Raw genomic sequence first — 21,055 nt, forward strand, 5'->3', positions numbered from 1 at the left:
TGTCTCGCGGGTGTGGACCAGGCGCGGACCTTAGCGCAGCGCCGCCTCGCTTGCGTCGTCGAGCGGCACCATCAACTCGATCTCCACCCCGTCGAGACGCGCCTCCTGCAACGCGACGAGGTGGCCGACGAAGGGCGTCATCCGCAAACGCGTGCCATCCGGCAATTCGATATCCGCCGCACGCGGATCGGCGTCATCCGGTGGCGCGGAGAGGGGGGCGTCGAAGAACCCGGCCTGCCGTGACTGGACCAGTGCCTCGCGCAGGTGGGCATTGCGCTCTGCGGCAGCGGCAAGCCGGTAGTGCAGGATCGGGCGGACCGTCTCCCAGTTGCGGATCGCGTCGCGAAAGGCCGGCGACAGCATCAAGGCCAGAAGGCTTTGTCCGGACTGACCGAGATCCATGCCGAACCCGGCAAAGAGGGCGCGCGCGCCGTCATTGGCGCGAAGGACCGTCCAGTCGCGGTCGAGCGCGAAGGCCGGGAAGGGCCAGTGGCGCAGAATCCGCGTTTCAATAAGATCGAGCGCGCTGGCGACCGCCGCATGATCGAGCGGGCGTTCCGGGAAAGGATTGCGCAGGCCCGAGGCCTCGAAAAGCGCGCCGCGCTGGGCGGGCGGCAACGCCAGGTCGCTGCACAGCCTTTGCAGGAAGGCCGCCGTGATGCGCGACCGCCCCGTTTCGAGAAAGGAGATATGGCGCTGTGTGCTCTGCAGGCGCTCGGCCAGCGCGAGTTGGCTGAGACCAAGCGCCTGCCGCGTCGCCCGAAGCGCGGTGCCGAAAGAGGAGGTCATCGTGGTCATTCCTTTCAAGGGTATTGAGATCATTCCTTTACTGGCTTAGCCCGGACAACATCGCGTGCAAAGGAGTTTCGCATGGTTTTCTGGATCCTCACCTGTCTCGGGCTTTACCTGTTCAACGTCTATGCGGCCGGGGCCGCGCTTATGCTGCGGATCGGGCCGGCGGCCTATATGGGGCCGCGGGATCGGCTGCCCGAGGCGGGCGTCATCCAGGCGAGATTGCAAAGAGCGGCGACCAATTTCCTCGAGAACCTGCCGGTCTTCCTGGCACTTGCCCTTGTGGCGCTGATCGTCGACGGGGCGGATATTGCCCTTGCCGAGACCGGCGCGATGGTGTTCGTGCTCGCGCGCGCGGTCTTCATCTCGGTCTACGTGGCGGGCGTGCCCTATATCCGCTCGGTGGTCTTCACGACCGGCCTGTTCGGCCTTGGAATGATGGCAATGGCGGTTGTCTGATGCGATGTGGGTCAATCTGCCGCAAAGGCGCGCCTGCGCGCTTTTGTCCGAAAAGATCGCGGGCGGGTTGGAAAATGCTGCAACTGCAAAGAGCTTTTGTCTTGGGATAACAAGGCTGGTACCGCTAATGCTGCTTGTGCGAAGACGCTCGGCATACAATTGCATTCATCTAACATACTGAAATATTGACTTTTTTCCGGCTCTCCCCATCTTTAAAGGGTGTAGTCCGGAGGTGTAGATGGATCAGGTCAACCTATCCGCTTGGGAAGGTAAAACCGAAACGCAGACCGGCGTGATCCAGATCGCGCAGGCATTGCAGATCCATGCGACGCTGGGACAGGCGAACACCTCGCCCCCGCAGGAGGGAGAGATCCTGCCGCCGCTTTGGCACTGGTTCGCTTTCACACCCACCGTTCCGAACGAAAAGCTGGCGCGCGACGGGCATCCCCGACTTGGGGATTTCCTGCCGCCCGTTCCGCTGGAGCGGCGGATGTGGGCGAGCGGGGCGCTGACCTTTCATCTGCCGCTCAAAGTCGGGGTTCCTTTCGTGAAACACTCGCAGATCGCGAATGTCGCCGAGAAAGAGGGACGCACCGGGCGCATGGTCTTCGTGACCGTCGATCACCGCATCGAAACGGAAGATCAAACCGCGATCGAGGAGAGGCAGGATATCGTCTATCTCGATATTCCCGACCGGTTCCGCCCGCCCGAAAAGCTGCCGATGCCCGAGGCGCCGGATTGGCACAGCCACGAGCGCGCGACGGAGCCGCTCTTGTTCCGGTTCTCGGCCATCACCTTCAACGCGCACCGCATCCACTATGATCTGCCGTATGCGCAGCAGGTCGAGCATTACCCGGGCCTTGTGGTGCACGGCCCGTTGCAGGCCTGCTGGCTGATCGGGGCCGCGCGCGCCCATCGCGGGACCGTGCCTCGGGCGTTCCGGTTTCGCGGGGTGCATCCGATGCTACTGATCCCCGGCGAGCCGCAGGAGATCGATATCATGGCGACCGGCGCGGACGGGACCGCTCTGTCGCTTTTCACCGGTCAGGCCGGACATCAATGCATGCAGGCCACCGCGTCTTGGGAGGAAACCACATGAACAGATTGTTGCAAGGCATGCGTGTCGTCGAGGGATCGGCCTTTGTCGCCGTACCGCTGGCGGGCATGACGCTGGCGCAGATGGGCGCCGAGGTCATTCGATTCGACCGGCTGGAAGGTGGGCTCGATGCCGGGCGCTGGCCCTTGGCGCCCTCGGGGCAGAGCCTTTTCTGGGCGGGGCTGAACAAGGGTAAGAAATCCGTGGCGGTGGATCTGCGCAGCGAGGAGGGGCGTGAACTTGTCACGCGGATCATCACCGCGCCGGGCAAGGACGCGGGCCTGTTTCTGACAAACCTGAGGGTGCGGGGCTGGATGGATTACGAAACCCTGAGCGCCCGGCGCAAGGACCTGATCATGGCCACGCTTCTGGGCGACCGGCAGGGGCGGCCGCAGGTGGATTATACGGTGAACCCGGCCATCGGCATCCCGCACATGACCGGCCCTGAGGACCACGCCGAGCCGGTGGCGAGCGCACTGCCGGCCTGGGATCTGATCGCGGGCAATATGCTTGTCTCGGCGATGCTGGGGGCAGAACGGCATCGCCTGCGCACCGGCAAGGGACAGGAAGTGGTGATGTCGCTGAAAGACGCCGCAGCCGCCACGTTGGGACATCTGGGGATGATCGGCGACGCGACGCTCAACAAGGCGGAGCGCGGCAAGGCGGGCAACGCGCTCTACGGGGCTTACGGCGGGGACTTTCTGTGCGCCTGTGGCCGTCGGGTGATGGTGGTCGGCCTGACATCCCGGCAATGGGCGGGTCTTGTCGACGTGACCGGTACCGAGGCCGAGATGCGGGCGCTGGCCAAGCGGACAGGTCGCGACCTGCGCGACGAGGGCGCGCGGTGGGACCTTCGCCACGAGATCACCGAGATCCTGCGTCCATGGTTCGCTGCGCGCCGTGTCGACGCCTTCGCCGGGCTTTTCGATCAAAAGGGGCTCACATGGTCGGTGTTCCGTACCACCAAGGAGGCCGTGACGCAGGATCCGGATTTCGGTGAGGCCAACCCGGTCTTCTCGATGCTCGACCAGCCGGGCCTGGGTCGGTTCGCCGTGCCCGGTCACCCGGCCGAGTTCGGCAGCCATGCCCGGATCAAGCCCGTGGCTGCGCCGCGGCTGGGGGAGCATACCGAGGAAGTGCTCGGCGACGTGGCGCGTCTGAGCGACACCGAGATTGCCCGGCTTTTCGATACGGGCGTGGTGCAAAGCCCGCGGTATACGTCGAAATCGGCCGCCTGACGGCCCGCGTCCGGGGCTGCATGAAATTCCCGGTCGCGCGCCCGGAATGGACGCTTGATTCCCGGCCGAAGGTGGCGTAATCACGCCCCCGGCCTTAGGGGTATAGCTCAGCTGGTAGAGCGACGGTCTCCAAAACCGTAGGTCGCGGGTTCGAACCCTGCTGCCCCTGCCAATTCCCTTCCGAAACGGTGACCGGACCACGCGGCGCAAGACCATGCATGCGACCCGCGCCGTCATGTTCGTGCCGGACAAAGACCACAATTCCGCCGCATTGCAGCCTTACCTTGATCATGAATCATCTAAAGCCCATCCGCCGGGCCGGGATGGTCCGCGTGGGGGCGTGGATAAATGGAAGGCTGCCATGACTGAACACACCGATGTTTTGCTGACGCGGCAAAAACATTTGCCGCATGATGGTCAGGAACTGCCCGGCGCACCGCCGCCGGACGCGCAAAAGGACGCCGAAGATCTGATCCGGTCTCTTATTGTCGAGCAGAAGCGCGAAACAAGCCCTAAGCGCCTGCCGCAGCTCAAGGCGCAATCCGAGATCCCCGCCGACCCAGCGCCGCGCGTTCCGGAGAGGGCGGCAGCCACTGCCGCGCCGGAAGAGGAGGGCGAGGACGACATTCTGACCCGGGAGATCGCGGAGGTGATCGAAGGAGGCGACGCGGCGCCCACGCCCGTGCGCCGGCGCTTTCGCCTGCCGCGCGTGGCGTTGCCCCGGATCGGGCTGCCCCGCGTTCCTGTCCCAAATATCCGGTTGCGCAATGCTGCAGAGCCGGCGCCAAAGACGCCCGCTGCGCAGCCGGAAACACGCCGGATGCCGCGCCTTGCCATCCCCGCCGCGCTGCGCGGCTATCGGCCGACGCGCAAGCACGTGATCCTCGCCGCACTTGCGCTGGTGGTCCTGTGGCGGCCCCTGCTTTTGCCGATCCTCGCGTTTGTGACCTTCTGGCTGGGTCTCATCATCTATCTAACCGTCGGTCCCGAGCGCTGCGCCGAGATGGGCGCGGGCATCTGGGCACGGTTCGCCGCGCGCTTTCCCAAACGCGCCGAGCGCGTGCGCCGCCGCGCGGACGCCTTCGCCGAGCGGTTCGACCGTTTTCTCGACCGCCTGCCCGAGCCTTTGGCCGACCGTCTTGCGCTGCCCGATTTCTCGGTCCCGATGCACGATGATCCGTCCCGACCGGATCCGTTCGACCGGCTGGTGGCGCAGACCCGCGACGCCTGAGCGCAACAGATCTGGGGCAGGGACGCGGTCAGGGCGTCTCTGCCCTTGAATTCGGATGGGCCGCCGCGTATGTCGCCTGCACGCATCAGCCGATCAGAGAGTTCAGCACGCATGGCCCGCACCAATCCGCTTCAGTTCATCCAGCAGGTCCGCGCCGAGGTGGCCAAGGTCGTCTGGCCGACCCGCCGCGAGGTCTTACTGACCACGGTCATGGTTTTCATCATGGCGACGCTGACGGCCATCTTCTTCGCGCTTGTGGATCTTCTGATCCGCACGGGTCTGGAAGGGCTTCTGGGTCTCTTCGGGTAAGTCGCGAAATTCTGCCCCCCAAGCCTTGAAATGAAGGGCGAAGGGCGGTAGGTGACGCCACACTTCGACACGGCGCGCGGCGATTCGAGCCCGCGCGCTGATTTGTTTTATCGGGGTGGTTCGGGCCAAGCGCCCGGCGCAACAGGAATCTTCCGGCACATGCCGGGGCAACGAAGGGCTTGGGTCGTCATGGCGAAACGGTGGTACTCTGTCAGTGTCCTCTCGAATTTCGAAAAGAAGATCGCCGAGCAGATCAGGCAATCCGTGGCAGAACAGGGTCTGGAAGACGAGATCGACGAGGTTCTGGTGCCCACCGAAGAGGTGATCGAGGTGCGCCGCGGCAAGAAAGTGACCGCCGAGCGGCGCTTCATGCCGGGCTATGTGCTCGTGCATATGGAAATGTCCGATCAGGGCTATCACCTGATCAATTCGATCAACCGGGTGACCGGTTTTCTTGGCCCGCAGGGCCGCCCCATGCCGATGCGCGATGCCGAGGTGAACGCCATCCTCAACCGCGTTCAGGAAGGCGAGGAAAGCCCGCGCACGCTCATCAGCTTCGAGGTGGGTGAGAAGGTCAAGGTCAATGACGGTCCGTTCGAGGATTTCGACGGCATGGTCGAGGCCGTGGACGACGACAACCAGCGCCTGAAGGTGACAGTGTCGATCTTTGGTCGGGAAACACCGGTCGAGCTGGAATTCACGCAGGTGACGAAGCAAGGCTGAGTGGCCCTTGCGCGCGGTGCGATCCGGGCGCGGCAGGCCCTATAGATTCGAAAACGCCCCGGTCCTTTGAGACCGGGGCGTTTTCTTTTGATGGATGGATCAGGCCGTGCGCCGGATACGGGTGGTTGCGCCGAGACCCGCCAAGGCCGTCAGCAAAAGGACAAGGCCCGCCGGCAGAGGCACCGGCGCCAGACGGGAGGCGGTGCTCAGCGCCGCGTCCGCGATCAGGCCATGGGCGCGCTCGCTGGGATGGAAGCTGTCGTAATAGAGATACTCGTTGGCAGTGGCGAGGCTGCAGCCGTTCACGAAGACCAAATTGACCACGCAAGGATCCACCACATTGGTGAAGCCAAAGCTTGCCGGACTCGATTTCGTGGCCAGAACGAGGGACGGAATATCGACGAACGCCATCTCGAGCGTTTCGGTCATCAGGCTCGCGACATTCAGCAACTGGGCATTGAAGAGGCCGGTCAGCGACGTCGCGAGCGCGGCGGCCCCTGGTTGTACTGCGTCAACGGCCTGAATGCGGGGCGTGTCACCCACATCGGGCGCCAAGAACACGAGCGCCTTGTCAAAGCCTGCCTGCGCCAGCTGGTCGAGGCCTGACGCCATGGCCTGTATCGCTTCGCCGATCCGCGCCACGCCGGTGCCGCTCAGCAAGGCGTCGGCGATATCGTTTCCGCCGAACCAGACCGCGGCCATGGCGCTGTCGCCCAGAGTTTGACCGGTGCCGGAGAAAAGCCCGATCTGCTCGGCGAAATCATCTGGGCCGTCGGTTTTCGCGGTCGCCGCGGACATGGCGAAATTGTTGCTGGTTGGGTCCGCCAGTCCAAGCTGGACCGCCCAGTTGTCGCCGTTCGTCACCTGCCCGTTCGGGTAAAGCGCGGGCGGCAAAGGATTGACCGGATCGCTCAGGCTGTCGCCAAAGACGACCACATCGCTGAATTGGCTTAAGGTCGTCGCAGACAGGACGTTCGGCAGGCACAGAGCAGCGGCCAGAACCAAAGATCGAAACATGATGGATTTTCCCCCCTTGAGTTTCGGGAACGCTAGCCAGCCGGGTTGCACCTGTAAATCCGTTCCACCGCCGCGCCCTGGATGACGTTGCGTTCATCAGCCTGGACGCTTTGGCCGAGCGTTTGAGAGCGGCAAGCCCGCAGGCCGCCGGGTTGACACAGGTGACTTGCAAACTTGGCCGTCTGGATGTATCCGGCCGCAGTTGCCCGTCAGGGTGACTCGTCCATGTGGGAGGCGAGGCGGTCGCGACCGCCGGACCGGACCACATCAACCCACAGACACCGGAACGCGTTTCGGTGTTGTTGAAAAGGAGATGGCCAATGGCCAAGAAACTCGCCGGCACCATGAAGCTTCAGGTGCCCGCCGGACAAGCGAACCCCTCTCCGCCGGTCGGTCCGGCGCTGGGTCAGCGCGGCATCAACATCATGGAATTCTGCAAGCAGTTCAACGCAAAGACGCAGGACATGGAGCCCGGCGCGCCGTGCCCGACCGTGATCACCTACTATCAGGACAAGTCCTTTGAAATGGACATCAAGACGCCGCCGGCGTCCTATTACCTGAAGAAGGCCGCCAAGCTGAAATCCGGCTCCAAGACCCCGGGCAGCGAAACGGTTGCCACGGTCACCCCCAAGCAGCTGCGCGAGATCGCGGAAGCGAAGTGGAAAGACCTGAACGCAAACGACGTTGAAGCGGCCATGAAGATCATTCAGGGCAGCGCACGCTCCATGGGCATCGAGGTGAAGTAACATGGCACAGCATGGAAAACGGACCCGCGCCGCACGCGAAGCTGTCGCCGGCAAGAGCGATCTGACCGTCGAAGAGGCGGTCGCGCTGATCAAGGGTAATGCGAACGCGAAATTCGACGAGACCGTCGAGATCGCCGTGAACCTTGGTGTAAACCCCCGCCACGCGGACCAGATGGTGCGCGGTGTTGTCGGCCTGCCCAACGGCACCGGCAAGGACGTGCGCGTCGCCGTCTTCGCCCGTGGCCCGAAGGCCGACGAGGCAAAGGAAGCAGGCGCGGATATCGTCGGCGCCGAGGACCTGATGGAAACCGTGCAGGGCGGCAAGATCGAGTTCGACCGCTGCATCGCCACGCCCGACATGATGCCCATCGTGGGCCGTCTGGGTAAGGTTCTGGGCCCGCGCAACCTGATGCCGAACCCCAAGGTCGGCACCGTGACCATGGATGTCGCGGACGCGGTCAAGGCGGCCAAGGGCGGCGAAGTGCAGTTCAAGGTCGAAAAGGCCGGTGTGGTGCATGCCGGGATCGGCAAGGCGTCTTTCGACGAAGAGAAACTCGTTGAGAACGTCCGCGCCTTCATCACCGCGGTGAACAAGGCCAAGCCAGCCGGCGCCAAGGGCACGTATATGAAAAAGATCGCGCTAAGCTCGACCATGGGCCCGGGCGTGACCATCGACGTGACGAGCGCGGCTGTCGAATAAGACGGCGCTAGTCCAATTGGTATGAAATGTGAAACGGCCCCTTCGCGGGGCCGTTTTTCGTTTTGAACGTGTATGGCGATTGGTCCGTGACGCCCGCGTTCGGCCGTCCTTGACCGGTGTGTCGCGCGGCGTTGCGCAAAACACGTCAGGCTGCGTCGGCGACCAGAAGCGCTTCCTGGGACTGTCGCCAGAATCCGCCGTTCTTTCGCACCAGCCGCGCCACCTTGCGCCGGTCCTGATTTATCGCGGCGGTGACCAGCTTGTGCAAGCCGCCGCTTTTTTTCAAATGCTGCCCCAGGGCGTGGGTCGCCTTTGGAAAGACAAAATGATCAAGGTGAGCGGCTTGGGAAAACGCGCTTGCGTGGGCGGTGTCATCGAGGAGTCCGTGAAAAACGAAGCTATGTCCGGGGCGAAGCCCAGACTCCGCGGTAGGAAAGTCTGAATGCGTTATCCGCCTGCGCCAGTACCGCCACCGGGTTTCGGTCGGCATCACAGTTTGCAACGGTGAATACTGCGGGGAAATCGCGATCGCAGTGTCGACATCAAAGAGGTTTGCGGCAACAAGCGCGCTGAAGCCACCCATGCTTAGGCCGAGCGTGGATGTCCTCTGAATATCCGCGCTTGCCTTGACGGAGGCCACAGCCTGGCGCACGGCGTCGCAGACATTGCGGCTGCTGAGCCAGGATCGTGTGATATCGCTGACAAATAGGCAATGGCGGTCGGGCGCCTTCAGAAGCGTTCCAGTGAACTCGTCGTCCGGCATGAGAGCCCGGCGCTGCCCGATTGAAGAAAACGACACCACCAGATCCGTACCTGTGCCTTCGGCATACCGAATGCGTACCGGAAGGCAGTCTACCAAATCGGCAAGAGGGCGGTTTCCGAACGGTTTTTCGGACCTCATGATCCAATTCCCAGAGTTGCGACACCGGAAATTGGATCATGGTTCTTTGACGATAGTACGGCTGAAAACCGTCAGTTTTCTTACGATTCTTTGTCCGATTTTTCCCAGGCGAATTTCTGGAAGGCGTCGTCGACGGGCGTTTCCGCGATGTGGTTGGTGTAGTTCGACATCACCTTTTGCGCATATCCCAGAATGACCTCGAGGACGTGCCGCCGCGTATATCCCGCGTCGAAAAAGGCCTGCAACGTCGCCTCGTCGAGATTGCCGCGCTCGCGGACCAGCGCCAGCGTGAAGGTGCGCAGCGCTTCCAGACGGGCGTTCGGCAGCGGTGTTTCGTTGCGCAGCGCATCGGTGATTTCGTCGTCCACGCCCATCATCTTGGCGATGCCGGTATGTGCGGGCACGCAGTAGTGGCACTCGTTCTCGACATTGATGGTCTGCCAAACCACGGTCGTTTCGTCATCGTCAAAGCTGCTTTCCACGAAGAGCTTGTGAAGCTGCTGGTAGCCGTCCAGCAAACCGGGCGCTTCGGCCATCACGGCATGCAGGCCGGGAATTCGGCCGAAGTTTTCCTGGGATTTCTGCAAGAGCGGTTTGCTGGCCTCGGGCGCGGTCTCGGGTGTGTGTTTTGTAAAGTCGGTCATGACTACTCCTTGCGTGACTGATTTCGTCTCATGCCGCTACATACTAAATTTGAGCGATCACTCAATAATAGATTTGAGTAATCACTCAAGTGTGATCTGGCATGCGCGCAGTTGGAAGGTTATATGCAGTGCATGACTGGCAGAGCCCGCCCCTACGACCGTGACGCCGCGCTGGACGCGGCCATGATCCTTTTCTGGCAAAAGGGCTATCACGCGACGTCGCTGAAAGACCTTGAAGCGGCGCTGTCCATGAAACCGGGCAGCATCTATGCCGCCTTCGACAGCAAGCAGGCCCTGTTCGCGCTGAGCCTGGAGCGGTATTTCGACCGGTCGATGAAGGCCTTGCGCGCAGCTTTGCGAGTCGCGCCATCACCGCTCGATGCATTGGCTGACCATCTTCGGCGCACGGGCCAGACCCCGGCCGAGGATCCGGCGCGGTGTGCCTGCATGTTGGTCAAGACCGTCCTGAACGCCACCGCGGAGGAGGCGCATCTTGCCGAGCAAGCGCGCGGGTATCTCGAGGCGATGCAGGAAGAAATGGCGCAGGCCTTCGCGCGGGCCCGCGATCTGGGCGAATTGCCGGACGCGGCGGACCCGCAAAAACTGGCCCGGCGGTATCAGGCGAATGTCACACAGCTTCGGATCGAGGCGCATCGCGGCCTTCCGCGCGCTGAACTTGCCGCTCTGGCAGAGGAGATGGCGCAGGAGATCGAGGCGCTGCGGCACGGCTGACACGGGGCGCAGATGCCTGGAAATTGGGGGCTTGGCATCCGAAGGCAGCCGGTCTAGACCGCTGCATGCACAAGTGGTCCGATTCGTCGGACCGCTTGCGTTTCGTCCGAGACGGTGGGTGCGCCGGGATTTGCCGGTGCTTAATCTCCTGCCTGAGACGGGAACAGACCAGATTTTCTCGCGGCTCTCCTTGACTGGTTTGGCGCATCTGGCTCAGCCCGCCTTACGGACCCCTTTGCCGGGTCGCACGTTGACCCGGTTCGACTGAGCCGGGGGTATCCCCCAATACTGGAGTGAAACTGTGGATAGAGCCCAGAAAGAGAAAGTGGTCGAGGAACTCGGCCAGATCTTCGAAAGCTCTGGCGTCGTCGTGGTTGCCCACTACGAAGGCCTTACAGTTGCCGAGATGCAGGATCTTCGGGCGCGTGCGCGCGACGCCGAAGCCTCCGTCCGCGTTGCCAAGAACAGGCTCGCCAAGATCGCCCTAGAGGGCAAGCCGTGCGCAAGCATTGCCGAATACCTCTCGGGCATGACCGTGCTCACCTTTTCCGAGGACCCCGTGGCAGCAGCCAAGGTCGCGGAAGGCTTTGCCAAGGATAACAAGAAGTTCGAGATCCTTGGCGGCGCAATGGGTGAGACGGCCCTGGACCGGGCCGGTGTCGAAGCCACGTCGAAACTGCCGTCGCGCGACGAACTGATCGCGACCATCGTCGGCATGATTGGCGCACCCGCTTCGAACATCGCCGGTGCAATTGGCGCACCTGGCAGCAACATCGCGAGCATCCTTTCGACCATCGAAGAGAAGGCGGAAGCAGCGTAAGCAACTGCAAGTCCTGCGTATCGGGTAACGACACCGACGTTGGAACACATCTTAGAACGGAAAGAGCTGAAAAATGGCTGATCTGAAAAAACTGGCTGAAGAGATCGTTGGTCTGACGCTTCTCGAAGCACAAGAACTGAAAACCATCCTGAAAGACGAATACGGCATCGAGCCCGCCGCTGGCGGCGCTGTGATGATGGCTGGCCCTGCGGATGCAGGCGGTGGCGAAGCTGCCGAAGAGCAGACCGAATTCGACGTCATCCTGAAGTCGGCCGGCGCCTCCAAGATCAACGTGATCAAGGAAGTCCGCGCCATCACCGGTCTTGGCCTCAAAGAAGCCAAGGACCTGGTCGAGGCCGGCGGCAAGGCCGTCAAGGAGCAGGTCTCCAAGGACGAAGCCGACGAGATCAAAGGCAAGCTGGAAGCAGCTGGCGCCGAGGTCGAACTCAAGTAATCGGGGCATCGACCTGATTGTGAAAGGGCCGCCGGCGTGCGGCCCTTTTTCGTGCCGGCCCGTCGGTGCACTGCCCCGGCGCGCAAAAACCGAGGCGCACAGGCCCAAACGGGCGCCGCGCGCTGCGTTAACCAAATTTTTGCCAATAGCCCGGTTGCGCTTCGGGGCTCTCTGACCTAGATAGCCCACTTCAGGGGACGCGTGCGATTCGCGTGCCCCATGACGTTTTTCGGCAGGAAGGAGCCCCTCTCACCCACATCGACGTATCCGCCTTCCACAGAAAGTTGCCGATTATCCCCGACGACGCAAGCATTTCATCGTCCCGGCTATTTTCTATGAGAGGCAAGATCGGGTTGACCTAGCACATCAAATCCGGCCCGAAAAGCGGGCCGACGCGGCTGGATCCGGCATATCGCGGATGCAGTCAAACCTGTCTCAGAGAGGCCCCGTCATAGCGGGGGTTCTCTCAGGCGAGGTTAACGATCGGGTGGTTCCTTGTGGGATTGGAGCCAAGAATGGATCGTTCCCGCCCCTCTCGGGTGGCCCTGCCGCTGTGGCCCGACAGTGTGCAGGACCGGTGAGACATGAAAGGTGACTTGTCACATGGCGCAAAGCTTCCTTGGCCAAAAACGTCTTCGTAAATACTACGGCAAAATCCGCGAAGTGCTGGAGATGCCGAACCTGATCGAGGTTCAGAAATCCTCGTATGATCTTTTCCTGAAATCCGGCGACCAGCCCGAGCCTGCCGATGGCGAGGGCATCAAGGGCGTCTTCCAGTCGGTCTTCCCAATCAAGGATTTCAACGAGACCGCCGTGCTTGAATTCGTCAATTACGAGCTGGAAAAGCCGAAATACGACGTCGAAGAATGCATGCAGCGCGACATGACCTACAGCGCACCGCTTAAGGTGACGCTGCGCCTCATCGTGTTCGATGTCGATGAAGATACGGGCGCAAAATCCGTCAAGGACATCAAGGAACAGGACGTGTTCATGGGCGACATGCCCCTGATGACGCCCAACGGTACGTTCGTCGTGAACGGCACCGAGCGTGTGATCGTTTCCCAGATGCACCGCTCTCCCGGCGTGTTCTTCGACCATGACAAGGGCAAGACGCACAGCTCGGGCAAACTGCTTTTCGCCTGCCGTATCATTCCCTATCGCGGCAGCTGGCTCGATTTCGAATTCGACGCCAAGGATATCGTCTTTGCCCGCATCGACCGCCGCCGCAAACTGCCGGTGACGACCCTGCTTTACGCGCTGGGCCTTGATCAGGAAGCGATCATGGACGCGTATTACGACACGGTCGATTACAAGCTGAAGAAGAAAGAAGGCTGGGTCACCAAATTCTTCCCCGAGCGCGTGCGCGGCACGCGTCCGACCTTTGACCTGGTCGATGCCGACTCGGGCGAGGTCATCGCCGAGGCGAGCAAGAAGGTCACGCCGCGCGCGGTCAAGCAGCTCATCGACGAGGGTAAGGTCAAGAACCTGCTCGTGCCGTTCGAGCATATCGTCGGCAAGTTCGTGGCTCGCGACATCATCAACGAGGAAACTGGCGCGATCTACGTCGAGGCGGGTGACGAGTTGACGCTCGAGCGCGACAAGGACGGCGAGATCACCGGCGGCACGCTGCAAGACCTGATCGAGGCCGGTATCACCGACATCCCCGTGCTCGACATCGATAACATCAATGTCGGCCCTTACATGCGCAACACCATGGCGAACGACAAGAACATGAACCGCGAGACCGCGCTCATGGATATCTATCGCGTCATGCGCCCGGGCGAGCCGCCCACCGAGGAAGCCGCAAGCGCGCTTTTCGAGACGCTGTTCTTCGACAGCGAGCGCTACGATCTCTCCGCCGTGGGCCGGGTCAAGATGAACATGCGTCTGGCACTCGACAAGCCCGACACCCAGCGAACCCTGGACCGCGAGGATATCGTGGCCTGCGTCAAGGCACTGGTGGAACTGCGCGACGGGCGCGGCGATATCGACGATATCGACCACTTGGGCAACCGCCGGGTGCGCTCGGTCGGCGAGCTGATGGAAAACCAGTACCGCGTCGGCCTTCTGCGGATGGAACGCGCGATCAAGGAGCGCATGTCGTCGGTCGAGATTGACACGGTGATGCCGCAGGACCTGATCAACGCCAAGCCCGCCGCTGCCGCCGTGCGCGAATTCTTCGGCTCCTCGCAGCTCAGCCAGTTCATGGACCAGACCAACCCGCTCTCGGAAGTCACCCACAAGCGCCGCCTTTCGGCCCTTGGACCGGGCGGCCTGACGCGTGAGCGCGCGGGCTTTGAGGTGCGCGACGTGCACCCGACGCACTATGGCCGGATGTGCCCGATTGAAACGCCAGAAGGGCCGAACATTGGCCTGATCAACTCGCTCGCTACCTTCGCGCGTGTGAACAAGTACGGCTTCATCGAGACGCCCTATCGCAAGGTGGCGAACGGGCAGGTGACGGATGACGTGCAATACATGTCCGCCACCGAAGAGCAGCGTCACACCGTTGCACAGGCCAACGCGACGCTCGATGAGAACGGCAAGTTCGTCAACGAGATGGTCAACACGCGGCAATCGGGGGAATACACGCTCGCACCGATTGAGAACGTGGACCTGATCGACGTGAGCCCGAAACAGCTGGTCTCGGTCGCGGCCTCGCTCATTCCGTTCCTCGAAAACGACGACGCCAACCGCGCCCTCATGGGCTCGAACATGCAGCGGCAGGCGGTGCCGACGCTGCGGTCCGAGGCCCCGCTTGTGGGCACGGGCATCGAGGGCATCGTGGCCCGCGACTCTGGCGCGTCCGTGCTGGCCAAGCGTGCCGGCGTGATCGACCAGGTCGACGCCAGCCGGATCGTGATCCGGGCGACGGAAGACCTCGAAATCGGCGATCCGGGCGTGGATATCTACCGGATGCGCAAATTTCAGCGCTCGAACCAGAACACCTGTATCAACCAGCAGCCGCTGGTGAAGGTGGGCGACACCGTGCAGAAGGGCGAAGTGATCGCCGACGGTCCGTCGACCGATCTGGGCGAACTTGCGCTGGGCAAGAACGTGCTCGTCGCCTTCATGCCCTGGAACGGCTACAACTTCGAGGACTCGATCCTGATCTCCGAGCGTATCGCGCGCGATGACGTCTTTACCTCGATCCATATCGAGGAATTCGAGGTCGCCGCCCGTGACACGAAGCTTGGGCCGGAAGAGATCACCCGCGACATCCCGAACGTCGGTGAAGAGGCGCTGCGCAACCTCGACGAGGCCGGCATCGTCTATATCGGCGCCGACGTGCAGCCGGGCGATATCCTTGTCGGTAAGATCACGCCCAAGGGTGAAAGCCCGATGACGCCGGAAGAAAAGCTTCTGCGCGCCATCTTCGGCGAAAAGGCCAGCGACGTGCGCGACACCTCGCTGCGCGTGAAGCCGGGCGACTACGGTACAGTGGTCGAGGTGCGCGTCTTCAACCGCCACGGCGTGGAGAAGGACGAGCGCGCGCTGCAGATCGAGCGCGAAGAGGTCGAACGTCTCGCGCGTGACCGCGACGACGAGCTAGCGATCCTTGATCGTAACATCTATGCGCGTTTGAAGTCGCTGATCCTCGGCAAGACCGCCGTCAAAGGCCCCAAGGGCGTCAAGGCGAACTCGGAAATCACCGACGAGCTTCTGGAAACGCTTAGCCGCGGCCAGTGGTGGCAGCTGGCGCTCAAGGACGAATCTGACGCGCAGATCGTCGAAGCGCTCCATGATCAGTACGAGGCGCAGAAGCGCACGCTGGATGCCCGTTTCGAGGACAAGGTCGAAAAGGTCCGCCGGGGCGACGACTTGCCGCCGGGCGTGATGAAGATGGTCAAGGTCTTCATCGCCGTGAAGCGCAAGCTTCAGCCGGGCGACAAGATGGCCGGCCGTCACGGCAACAAGGGTGTGATCAGCCGCGTCGTGCCGATGGAGGACATGCCGTTCCTCGCCGATGGCACGCCGGTCGATTTCTGCCTCAATCCGCTGGGCGTGCCCAGCAGGATGAACGTCGGTCAGATCCTGGAGACCCATATGGGCTGGGCCGCGCGCGGTCTGGGCATCAAGATCGACGATGCGCTTCAGGACTATCGCCGCACCGGCGACCTGACCCCGGTGCGCGAGGCAATGCACCACGCCTATGGCGACGATGTCTATGACGAGGGCATCGCCAACATGGACGAGGCCACGCTGGTCGAGGCGGCTGGTAACGTCACGCGCGGCGTGCCGATCGCGACACCCGTCTTCGACGGTGCCAAGGAGGCCGACGTGAACGACGCGCTCAAGCGCGCGGGCTTCTCGGAAAGCGGTCAGTCGGTGCTCTATGACGGACGCACGGGCGAGCAATTCTCGCGCCCCGTGACGGTCGGCGTGAAGTACCTGCTCAAGCTGCACCACCTTGTGGACGACAAGATCCACGCGCGTTCGACCGGGCCGTACTCGCTCGTCACGCAGCAGCCGCTGGGCGGCAAGGCGCAGTTCGGTGGCCAGCGTTTCGGCGAGATGGAGGTCTGGGCGTTGGAAGCTTACGGCGCCGCCTACACGCTGCAGGAAATGCTGACCGTGAAGTCGGACGACGTGGCAGGCCGGACCAAGGTCTACGAGAGCATCGTCAAGGGCGAGGACAATTTCGAGGCCGGCGTGCCGGAATCGTTCAACGTTCTGGTCAAAGAGGTCCGCGGTCTGGGCCTCAACATGGAACTCCTGGATGCGGAGGAGGACGAGTAACGGACCATCCCCTGGGGCGCGCTGAAGCACGCCCTACGATGCCACCCGTAGGGCGTGCTTCACGCGCCCATCTCCCCCGCACCCTCTGATTTGTGAGGAAATCGAATGAACCAGGAACTTACAAACAACCCGTTCAACCCCGCCGCTCCGGCCAAGGTCTTTGACGAGATCAAGGTTTCGCTGGCGTCGCCCGAACGGATCCTCTCGTGGTCCTATGGCGAGATCAAGAAGCCCGAGACGATCAACTACCGCACGTTCAAGCCCGAGCGTGACGGTCTCTTCTGTGCACGCATCTTCGGTCCGATCAAGGATTACGAATGCCTCTGCGGCAAGTACAAGCGCATGAAGTATCGCGGCGTCGTCTGCGAGAAATGCGGCGTCGAAGTCACCCTCCAGAAGGTCCGCCGCGAGCGTATGGGCCATATCGAGCTGGCCGCCCCCTGCGCGCATATCTGGTTCCTGAAGTCGCTGCCCAGCCGCATCGGCCTCATGCTGGACATGACGCTGCGCGATCTGGAACGCGTGCTCTATTTCGAGAACTACGTGGTGATCGAACCGGGCCTGACAGACCTCACCTATGGTCAGATGCTGACCGAGGAAGAGTTCATGGACGCCCAAGACGCCTATGGCATGGACGCCTTCACCGCCAATATCGGCGCCGAGGCGATCCGCGAGATGCTGGCCAATATCGACCTTGAATCCGAGGCCGAGAACCTGCGCGCCGATCTGGCCGAGGCCACGGGCGAGCTGAAGCCCAAGAAGATCATCAAGCGCCTCAAGGTCGTGGAATCGTTCCTCGAATCCGGCAACCGCCCGGAATGGATGGTCATGACCGTCATCCCGGTCATTCCGCCGGAACTGCGCCCGCTGGTGCCGCTGGATGGCGGCCGGTTCGCGACGTCGGACCTCAACGACCTCTACCGCCGCGTCATCAACCGCAACAACCGCCTCAAGCGCCTGATCGAGCTGCGCGCGCCGGATATCATCGTGCGCAACGAAAAGCGGATGCTGCAGGAATCCGTTGACGCCCTCTTTGACAACGGCCGCCGTGGCCGCGTCATCACCGGCGCCAACAAGCGCCCGCTGAAGTCGCTGTCGGATATGCTCAAGGGCAAGCAGGGCCGCTTCCGCCAGAACCTTCTGGGTAAGCGCGTCGACTTCTCGGGCCGGTCCGTGATCGTGACGGGCCCCGAGCTTAAGCTTCACCAGTGTGGCCTGCCGAAGAAGATGGCGCTCGAGCTTTTCAAGCCCTTCATCTACTCGCGGCTCGAGGCCAAGGGCCTCAGCAGCACGGTGAAACAGGCCAAGAAGCTTGTGGAAAAGGAGCGCCCCGAGGTGTGGGATATCCTCGATGAGGTGATCCGCGAGCACCCGGTTCTTCTGAACCGCGCGCCGACGCTGCACCGTCTGGGCATCCAGGCGTTCGAGCCGATGCTGATCGAGGGCAAGGCCATTCAGCTTCACCCGCTGGTCTGTTCGGCCTTCAACGCCGATTTCGATGGCGACCAGATGGCCGTGCACGTGCCGCTGAGCCTTGAGGCGCAGCTTGAAGCCCGCGTTCTGATGATGTCCACGAACAACGTTCTGTCGCCCGCCAACGGCGCGCCGATCATCGTGCCGTCGCAGGATATGGTTCTGGGCCTCTACTACACCTCGATCATGCGCGACGGCATGAAGGGCGAGGGCATGACTTTCGCCTCCATCGAAGAGGTGCAGCACGCGCTCGACGCGGGTGAGGTTCACCTGCATGCCAAGATCACTGCGCGGATCCCCCAGATCGACGAGACCGGTCAGGAGATCATGCAGCGGTTCGAGACGACGCCGGGCCGCGTGCGCATCGGGGCGCTTCTGCCGATGAACGCCAAGGCCCCGTTCGAACTGGTGAACAAGCTTCTTCGCAAGAAAGAGGTGCAGCAGGTCATCGACACCGTCTACCGTTACTGCGGTCAGAAAGAGTCGGTCATCTTCTGCGACCAGATCATGTCGATGGGCTTCAAGGAAGCGTTCCGCGCGGGCATTTCCTTCGGCAAGGACGACATGGTCATCCCGGACGACAAATGGACCATCGTCGAAGAGACCCGCGACCAGGTCAAAGGCTTCGAACAGCAGTACATGGACGGCCTGATCACGCAGGGCGAGAAGTACAACAAGGTGGTCGATGCCTGGTCGAAGTGTAACGATCAGGTCACCGAAGCCATGATGGGCACGATCTCTTCCGAGAAGCGTGACGAGAACGGCGCGGTCGAAGAACCGAACAGCGTCTACATGATGGCGCATTCCGGTGCCCGGGGCTCGGTCACGCAGATGAAACAGCTGGGCGGCATGCGCGGCCTGATGGCCAAGCCGAACGGCGACATCATCGAGACGCCGATTATCTCGAACTTCAAGGAAGGTCTGACCGTGCTGGAGTACTTCAACTCCACTCACGGGGCGCGGAAGGGTCTGTCGGACACCGCTCTGAAAACGGCGAACTCGGGTTACCTGACACGTCGTCTGGTGGACGTGGCGCAGGACTGCATCGTGCGCGAGCATGATTGCGGCACCGACCGCGCCATCACCGCCGAGGCCGCCGTCAACGACGGCGAGGTCGTGGCCTCGCTGGCCGAGCGCGTGCTGGGCCGTGTCGCCGCCGAGGATATCGTGAACCCGGTGAGCGAAGAGGTGATCGTGTCCGAAGGTCAGCTGATCGACGAACGCACCGCCGACCTGATCGACCAAGCCGCGGTCCAGACCGCGCGCATCCGCTCGCCGCTGACCTGCGAGGCCGAGGACGGCGTCTGCGCCATGTGCTACGGGCGCGACCTTGCGCGCGGCACCATGGTCAACACCGGCGAGGCCGTGGGCATCATCGCCGCGCAGTCGATCGGTGAGCCGGGCACGCAGCTGACGATGCGGACGTTCCACATCGGCGGCGTGGCCCAAGGTGGTCAGCAGTCCTTCCTCGAGGCCAGCCAGGAAGGCACCATCAGCTTCGAGAACGAGCAGCTTCTGGAAAACTCCTCCGGTGACACGCTCACCATGGGGCGGAACATGAAGCTTCTGATCAAGGGCGAAAACGGTGTCGAACTGGCCAGCCACAAGGTCGGCTACGGCTCCAAGCTGCACGTCAAGGACGGCGACAAGGTCAAGCGGGGCGACAAGCTCTTCGAGTGGGACCCCTACACGCTTCCGATCATCGCCGAGAAGGGCGGGACCGCGAAGTTCGTGGATCTGACCTCGGGTGTGTCGGTGCGCGACGTCACCGACGATGCCACGGGCATGACCCAGAAGATCGTGACCGACTGGCGCGCGGCCCCCAAGGGCAACGAGCTCAAGCCGGAGATCATCATCGTCGGCGCGGATGGCGAGCCGGTGCGCAACGAGGCTGGAAATCCGGTGACCTACCCGATGTCGGTGGACGCGATCCTGTCCATCGAAGAAGGGCAGGAGATCCAGGCCGGCGACGTCGTCGCGCGGATCCCGCGCGAAGGTGCCAAGACCAAGGACATCACCGGCGGTCTGCCACGTGTGGCCGAACTCTTTGAGGCGCGCCGTCCCAAGGACCACGCCATCATCGCCGAAATCGACGGCTACGTTCGTTACGGGCGCGACTACAAGAACAAGCGCCGCATTTCGATCGAACCCGCCGACGACTCGATGGAGCCAGTGGAATATATGGTGCCCAAGGGCAAGCATATTCCGGTTCAGGAAGGCGACTATGTCCAGAAGGGCGACTACATCATGGACGGCAACCCCGCGCCGCATGACATCCTGTCGATCATGGGTGTCGAGGCGTTGGCCGAGTACATGATCGACGAGGTGCAGGAGGTCTATCGTCTTCAGGGCGTTAAGATCAACGACAAGCACATCGAGGTGGTCGTGCGCCAGATGCTCCAGAAGTGGGAGATCCTTGACAGCGGGGAAACCACGCTGCTGAAGGGCGAACACGTGGACAAGGCAGAGTTCGACGCGGCCAACGAAAAGGCGATCGCCAAGGGCAAGCGCCCCGCACAGGGCGAGCCGATCCTTTTGGGCATCACCAAGGCGTCGCTGCAGACCCGGTCCTTCATCTCGGCGGCCTCCTTCCAGGAGACGACGCGCGTGCTGACCGAGGCCTCTGTGCAGGGCAAGCGTGACAAGCTTGTCGGCCTGAAGGAGAACGTCATTGTGGGTCGCCTCATCCCGGCCGGCACCGGCGGCGCCACGCTCGACGTCCGCCAGATCGCGCAAAAGCGGGATAATGTGGTCATCGAGGCGCGCCGCGAAGAGGCCGAGGCGGCAGCGGCCCTTGCGGCCCCCGCACAGGACGACGTGGTTGGCGGCGATGAGTTCGACACGCTGGTCGACACGCCGGAAAGCCGCGAGGACTAAAAGATCCTGAAACGATTGGAAAAGGCCTCGTCCACGACGGGGCCTTTTTTCGTGCGCATGCGCCAATGCGCATGATCCGGATCGCGTTGACCCCACCCTTGGT

General features: G+C 62.6%; 17 protein-coding genes and 1 tRNA gene. 14 read left to right on the plus strand and 4 right to left on the minus strand.

The genetic code is table 11. The features are described 5' to 3' along the window. Positions 1-30: 30 nt before the first annotated feature. Positions 31-789, minus strand: coding sequence for a helix-turn-helix domain-containing protein (locus EZV60_RS00310; protein ID WP_167853424.1), 759 nt, complete (start codon positions 787-789; stop codon positions 31-33). Positions 790-870: 81 nt separating this feature from the next. On the opposite strand from EZV60_RS00310, the gene EZV60_RS00315 reads away from it, so the two are divergent. From EZV60_RS00315 to nusG, 7 genes are all read left to right on the plus strand, one after another. After that, complete coding sequence (locus tag EZV60_RS00315) at positions 871-1,251, plus strand: MAPEG family protein (RefSeq protein ID WP_135500993.1); 381 nt, start codon at positions 871-873, stop codon at positions 1,249-1,251. Positions 1,252-1,489: 238 nt separating this feature from the next. Continuing rightward, the gene (locus EZV60_RS00320) at positions 1,490-2,350 is read left to right on the plus strand and encodes an HTD2 family dehydratase (RefSeq protein WP_135500995.1); all 861 of its coding nucleotides are present in this window, start codon (positions 1,490-1,492) and stop codon (positions 2,348-2,350) included. Continuing rightward, entirely contained in the window at positions 2,347-3,585 is a 1,239-nt protein-coding gene (locus EZV60_RS00325; protein WP_135500997.1) for a CoA transferase, read from the plus strand. The genes EZV60_RS00320 and EZV60_RS00325 overlap by 4 nt, the downstream gene beginning before the upstream one ends. 96 nt (positions 3,586-3,681) lie before the next feature. Next, a tRNA-Trp gene (locus EZV60_RS00330) sits at positions 3,682-3,757 on the plus strand. Between the two features lie 189 nt (positions 3,758-3,946). Beyond that, on the plus strand, positions 3,947-4,816 hold the full coding sequence (locus tag EZV60_RS00335) for a hypothetical protein (RefSeq protein WP_135500999.1): 870 nt from the start codon (positions 3,947-3,949) through the stop codon (positions 4,814-4,816). Between the two features lie 111 nt (positions 4,817-4,927). Beyond that, positions 4,928-5,125: a preprotein translocase subunit SecE gene (secE, locus tag EZV60_RS00340; RefSeq protein ID WP_135501001.1), complete on the plus strand. Its 198-nt coding sequence runs from the start codon at positions 4,928-4,930 to the stop codon at positions 5,123-5,125. A gap of 189 nt (positions 5,126-5,314) precedes the next feature. Further along, entirely contained in the window at positions 5,315-5,848 is a 534-nt protein-coding gene (gene nusG, locus EZV60_RS00345) for a transcription termination/antitermination protein NusG (RefSeq protein ID WP_135501004.1), read from the plus strand. Between the two features lie 99 nt (positions 5,849-5,947). On the opposite strand, the gene EZV60_RS00350 is transcribed toward nusG, so the two are convergent. After that, positions 5,948-6,865 (minus strand): SGNH/GDSL hydrolase family protein, encoded by a 918-nt coding sequence (locus EZV60_RS00350; RefSeq protein ID WP_135502156.1) that lies wholly within the window; start codon positions 6,863-6,865, stop codon positions 5,948-5,950. A 320-nt stretch (positions 6,866-7,185) separates the two neighbouring features. On the opposite strand from EZV60_RS00350, the gene rplK reads away from it, so the two are divergent. Both rplK and rplA read left to right on the plus strand, forming a co-directional pair. Beyond that, complete coding sequence (gene rplK / locus EZV60_RS00355; RefSeq protein WP_135501006.1) at positions 7,186-7,611, plus strand: 50S ribosomal protein L11; 426 nt, start codon at positions 7,186-7,188, stop codon at positions 7,609-7,611. 1 nt (position 7,612) lies between these two features. Then, a complete protein-coding gene (gene rplA, locus EZV60_RS00360) occupies positions 7,613-8,311 on the plus strand; it encodes a 50S ribosomal protein L1 (protein ID WP_135501008.1) in 699 nt (232 codons plus the stop codon). Positions 8,312-8,456: 145 nt separating this feature from the next. Here rplA and EZV60_RS00365 read toward each other — a convergent pair whose 3' ends face one another. Together EZV60_RS00365 and EZV60_RS00370 are read right to left on the minus strand one after the other, a co-directional pair. Then, entirely contained in the window at positions 8,457-9,212 is a 756-nt protein-coding gene (locus tag EZV60_RS00365; RefSeq protein WP_135501010.1) for a hypothetical protein, read from the minus strand. Positions 9,213-9,292: 80 nt separating this feature from the next. Beyond that, complete coding sequence (locus tag EZV60_RS00370) at positions 9,293-9,856, minus strand: carboxymuconolactone decarboxylase family protein (protein WP_135501012.1); 564 nt, start codon at positions 9,854-9,856, stop codon at positions 9,293-9,295. Between the two features lie 132 nt (positions 9,857-9,988). On the opposite strand from EZV60_RS00370, the gene EZV60_RS00375 reads away from it, so the two are divergent. The 5 genes from EZV60_RS00375 (at position 9,989) to rpoC (ending at position 20,952) form a co-directional block, all read left to right on the plus strand. Then, positions 9,989-10,588, plus strand: coding sequence for a TetR/AcrR family transcriptional regulator (locus EZV60_RS00375; protein WP_135501014.1), 600 nt, complete (start codon positions 9,989-9,991; stop codon positions 10,586-10,588). A 301-nt stretch (positions 10,589-10,889) separates the two neighbouring features. Further along, on the plus strand, positions 10,890-11,408 hold the full coding sequence (gene rplJ, locus EZV60_RS00380) for a 50S ribosomal protein L10 (RefSeq protein WP_135501016.1): 519 nt from the start codon (positions 10,890-10,892) through the stop codon (positions 11,406-11,408). Between the two features lie 73 nt (positions 11,409-11,481). Further along, complete coding sequence (gene rplL / locus EZV60_RS00385; RefSeq protein WP_135501018.1) at positions 11,482-11,862, plus strand: 50S ribosomal protein L7/L12; 381 nt, start codon at positions 11,482-11,484, stop codon at positions 11,860-11,862. Between the two features lie 603 nt (positions 11,863-12,465). Beyond that, entirely contained in the window at positions 12,466-16,602 is a 4,137-nt protein-coding gene (gene rpoB, locus EZV60_RS00390) for a DNA-directed RNA polymerase subunit beta (RefSeq protein ID WP_135501020.1), read from the plus strand. Positions 16,603-16,707: 105 nt separating this feature from the next. Then, positions 16,708-20,952, plus strand: a complete 4,245-nt coding sequence (rpoC, locus tag EZV60_RS00395; RefSeq protein ID WP_135501022.1) for a DNA-directed RNA polymerase subunit beta' — start codon at positions 16,708-16,710, stop codon at positions 20,950-20,952. Positions 20,953-21,055: the final 103 nt, after the last annotated feature.

The sequence above is a fragment of the Roseovarius aestuariivivens genome (assembly GCF_004761875.1).
In the GTDB taxonomy this organism is placed as follows: domain Bacteria; phylum Pseudomonadota; class Alphaproteobacteria; order Rhodobacterales; family Rhodobacteraceae; genus Roseovarius; species Roseovarius aestuariivivens.

Excerpts from the sequence above, each read along its gene's own strand:
- EZV60_RS00310 (WP_167853424.1), bottom strand. The coding sequence starts at position 789 with ATGACCTCCTCTTTCGGCACCGCGCTTCGGGCGACGCGGCAGGCGCTT.
- EZV60_RS00315 (WP_135500993.1), top strand. The coding sequence starts at position 871 with ATGGTTTTCTGGATCCTCACCTGTCTCGGGCTTTACCTGTTCAACGTC.
- EZV60_RS00320 (WP_135500995.1), top strand. The coding sequence starts at position 1,490 with ATGGATCAGGTCAACCTATCCGCTTGGGAAGGTAAAACCGAAACGCAG.
- EZV60_RS00325 (WP_135500997.1), top strand. The coding sequence starts at position 2,347 with ATGAACAGATTGTTGCAAGGCATGCGTGTCGTCGAGGGATCGGCCTTT.
- EZV60_RS00335 (WP_135500999.1), top strand. The coding sequence starts at position 3,947 with ATGACTGAACACACCGATGTTTTGCTGACGCGGCAAAAACATTTGCCG.
- secE (WP_135501001.1), top strand. The coding sequence starts at position 4,928 with ATGGCCCGCACCAATCCGCTTCAGTTCATCCAGCAGGTCCGCGCCGAG.
- nusG (WP_135501004.1), top strand. The coding sequence starts at position 5,315 with ATGGCGAAACGGTGGTACTCTGTCAGTGTCCTCTCGAATTTCGAAAAG.
- EZV60_RS00350 (WP_135502156.1), bottom strand. The coding sequence starts at position 6,865 with ATGTTTCGATCTTTGGTTCTGGCCGCTGCTCTGTGCCTGCCGAACGTC.
- rplK (WP_135501006.1), top strand. The coding sequence starts at position 7,186 with ATGGCCAAGAAACTCGCCGGCACCATGAAGCTTCAGGTGCCCGCCGGA.
- rplA (WP_135501008.1), top strand. The coding sequence starts at position 7,613 with ATGGCACAGCATGGAAAACGGACCCGCGCCGCACGCGAAGCTGTCGCC.
- EZV60_RS00365 (WP_135501010.1), bottom strand. The coding sequence starts at position 9,212 with ATGAGGTCCGAAAAACCGTTCGGAAACCGCCCTCTTGCCGATTTGGTA.
- EZV60_RS00370 (WP_135501012.1), bottom strand. The coding sequence starts at position 9,856 with ATGACCGACTTTACAAAACACACACCCGAGACCGCGCCCGAGGCCAGC.
- EZV60_RS00375 (WP_135501014.1), top strand. The coding sequence starts at position 9,989 with ATGACTGGCAGAGCCCGCCCCTACGACCGTGACGCCGCGCTGGACGCG.
- rplL (WP_135501018.1), top strand. The coding sequence starts at position 11,482 with ATGGCTGATCTGAAAAAACTGGCTGAAGAGATCGTTGGTCTGACGCTT.
- rpoB (WP_135501020.1), top strand. The coding sequence starts at position 12,466 with ATGGCGCAAAGCTTCCTTGGCCAAAAACGTCTTCGTAAATACTACGGC.
- rpoC (WP_135501022.1), top strand. The coding sequence starts at position 16,708 with ATGAACCAGGAACTTACAAACAACCCGTTCAACCCCGCCGCTCCGGCC.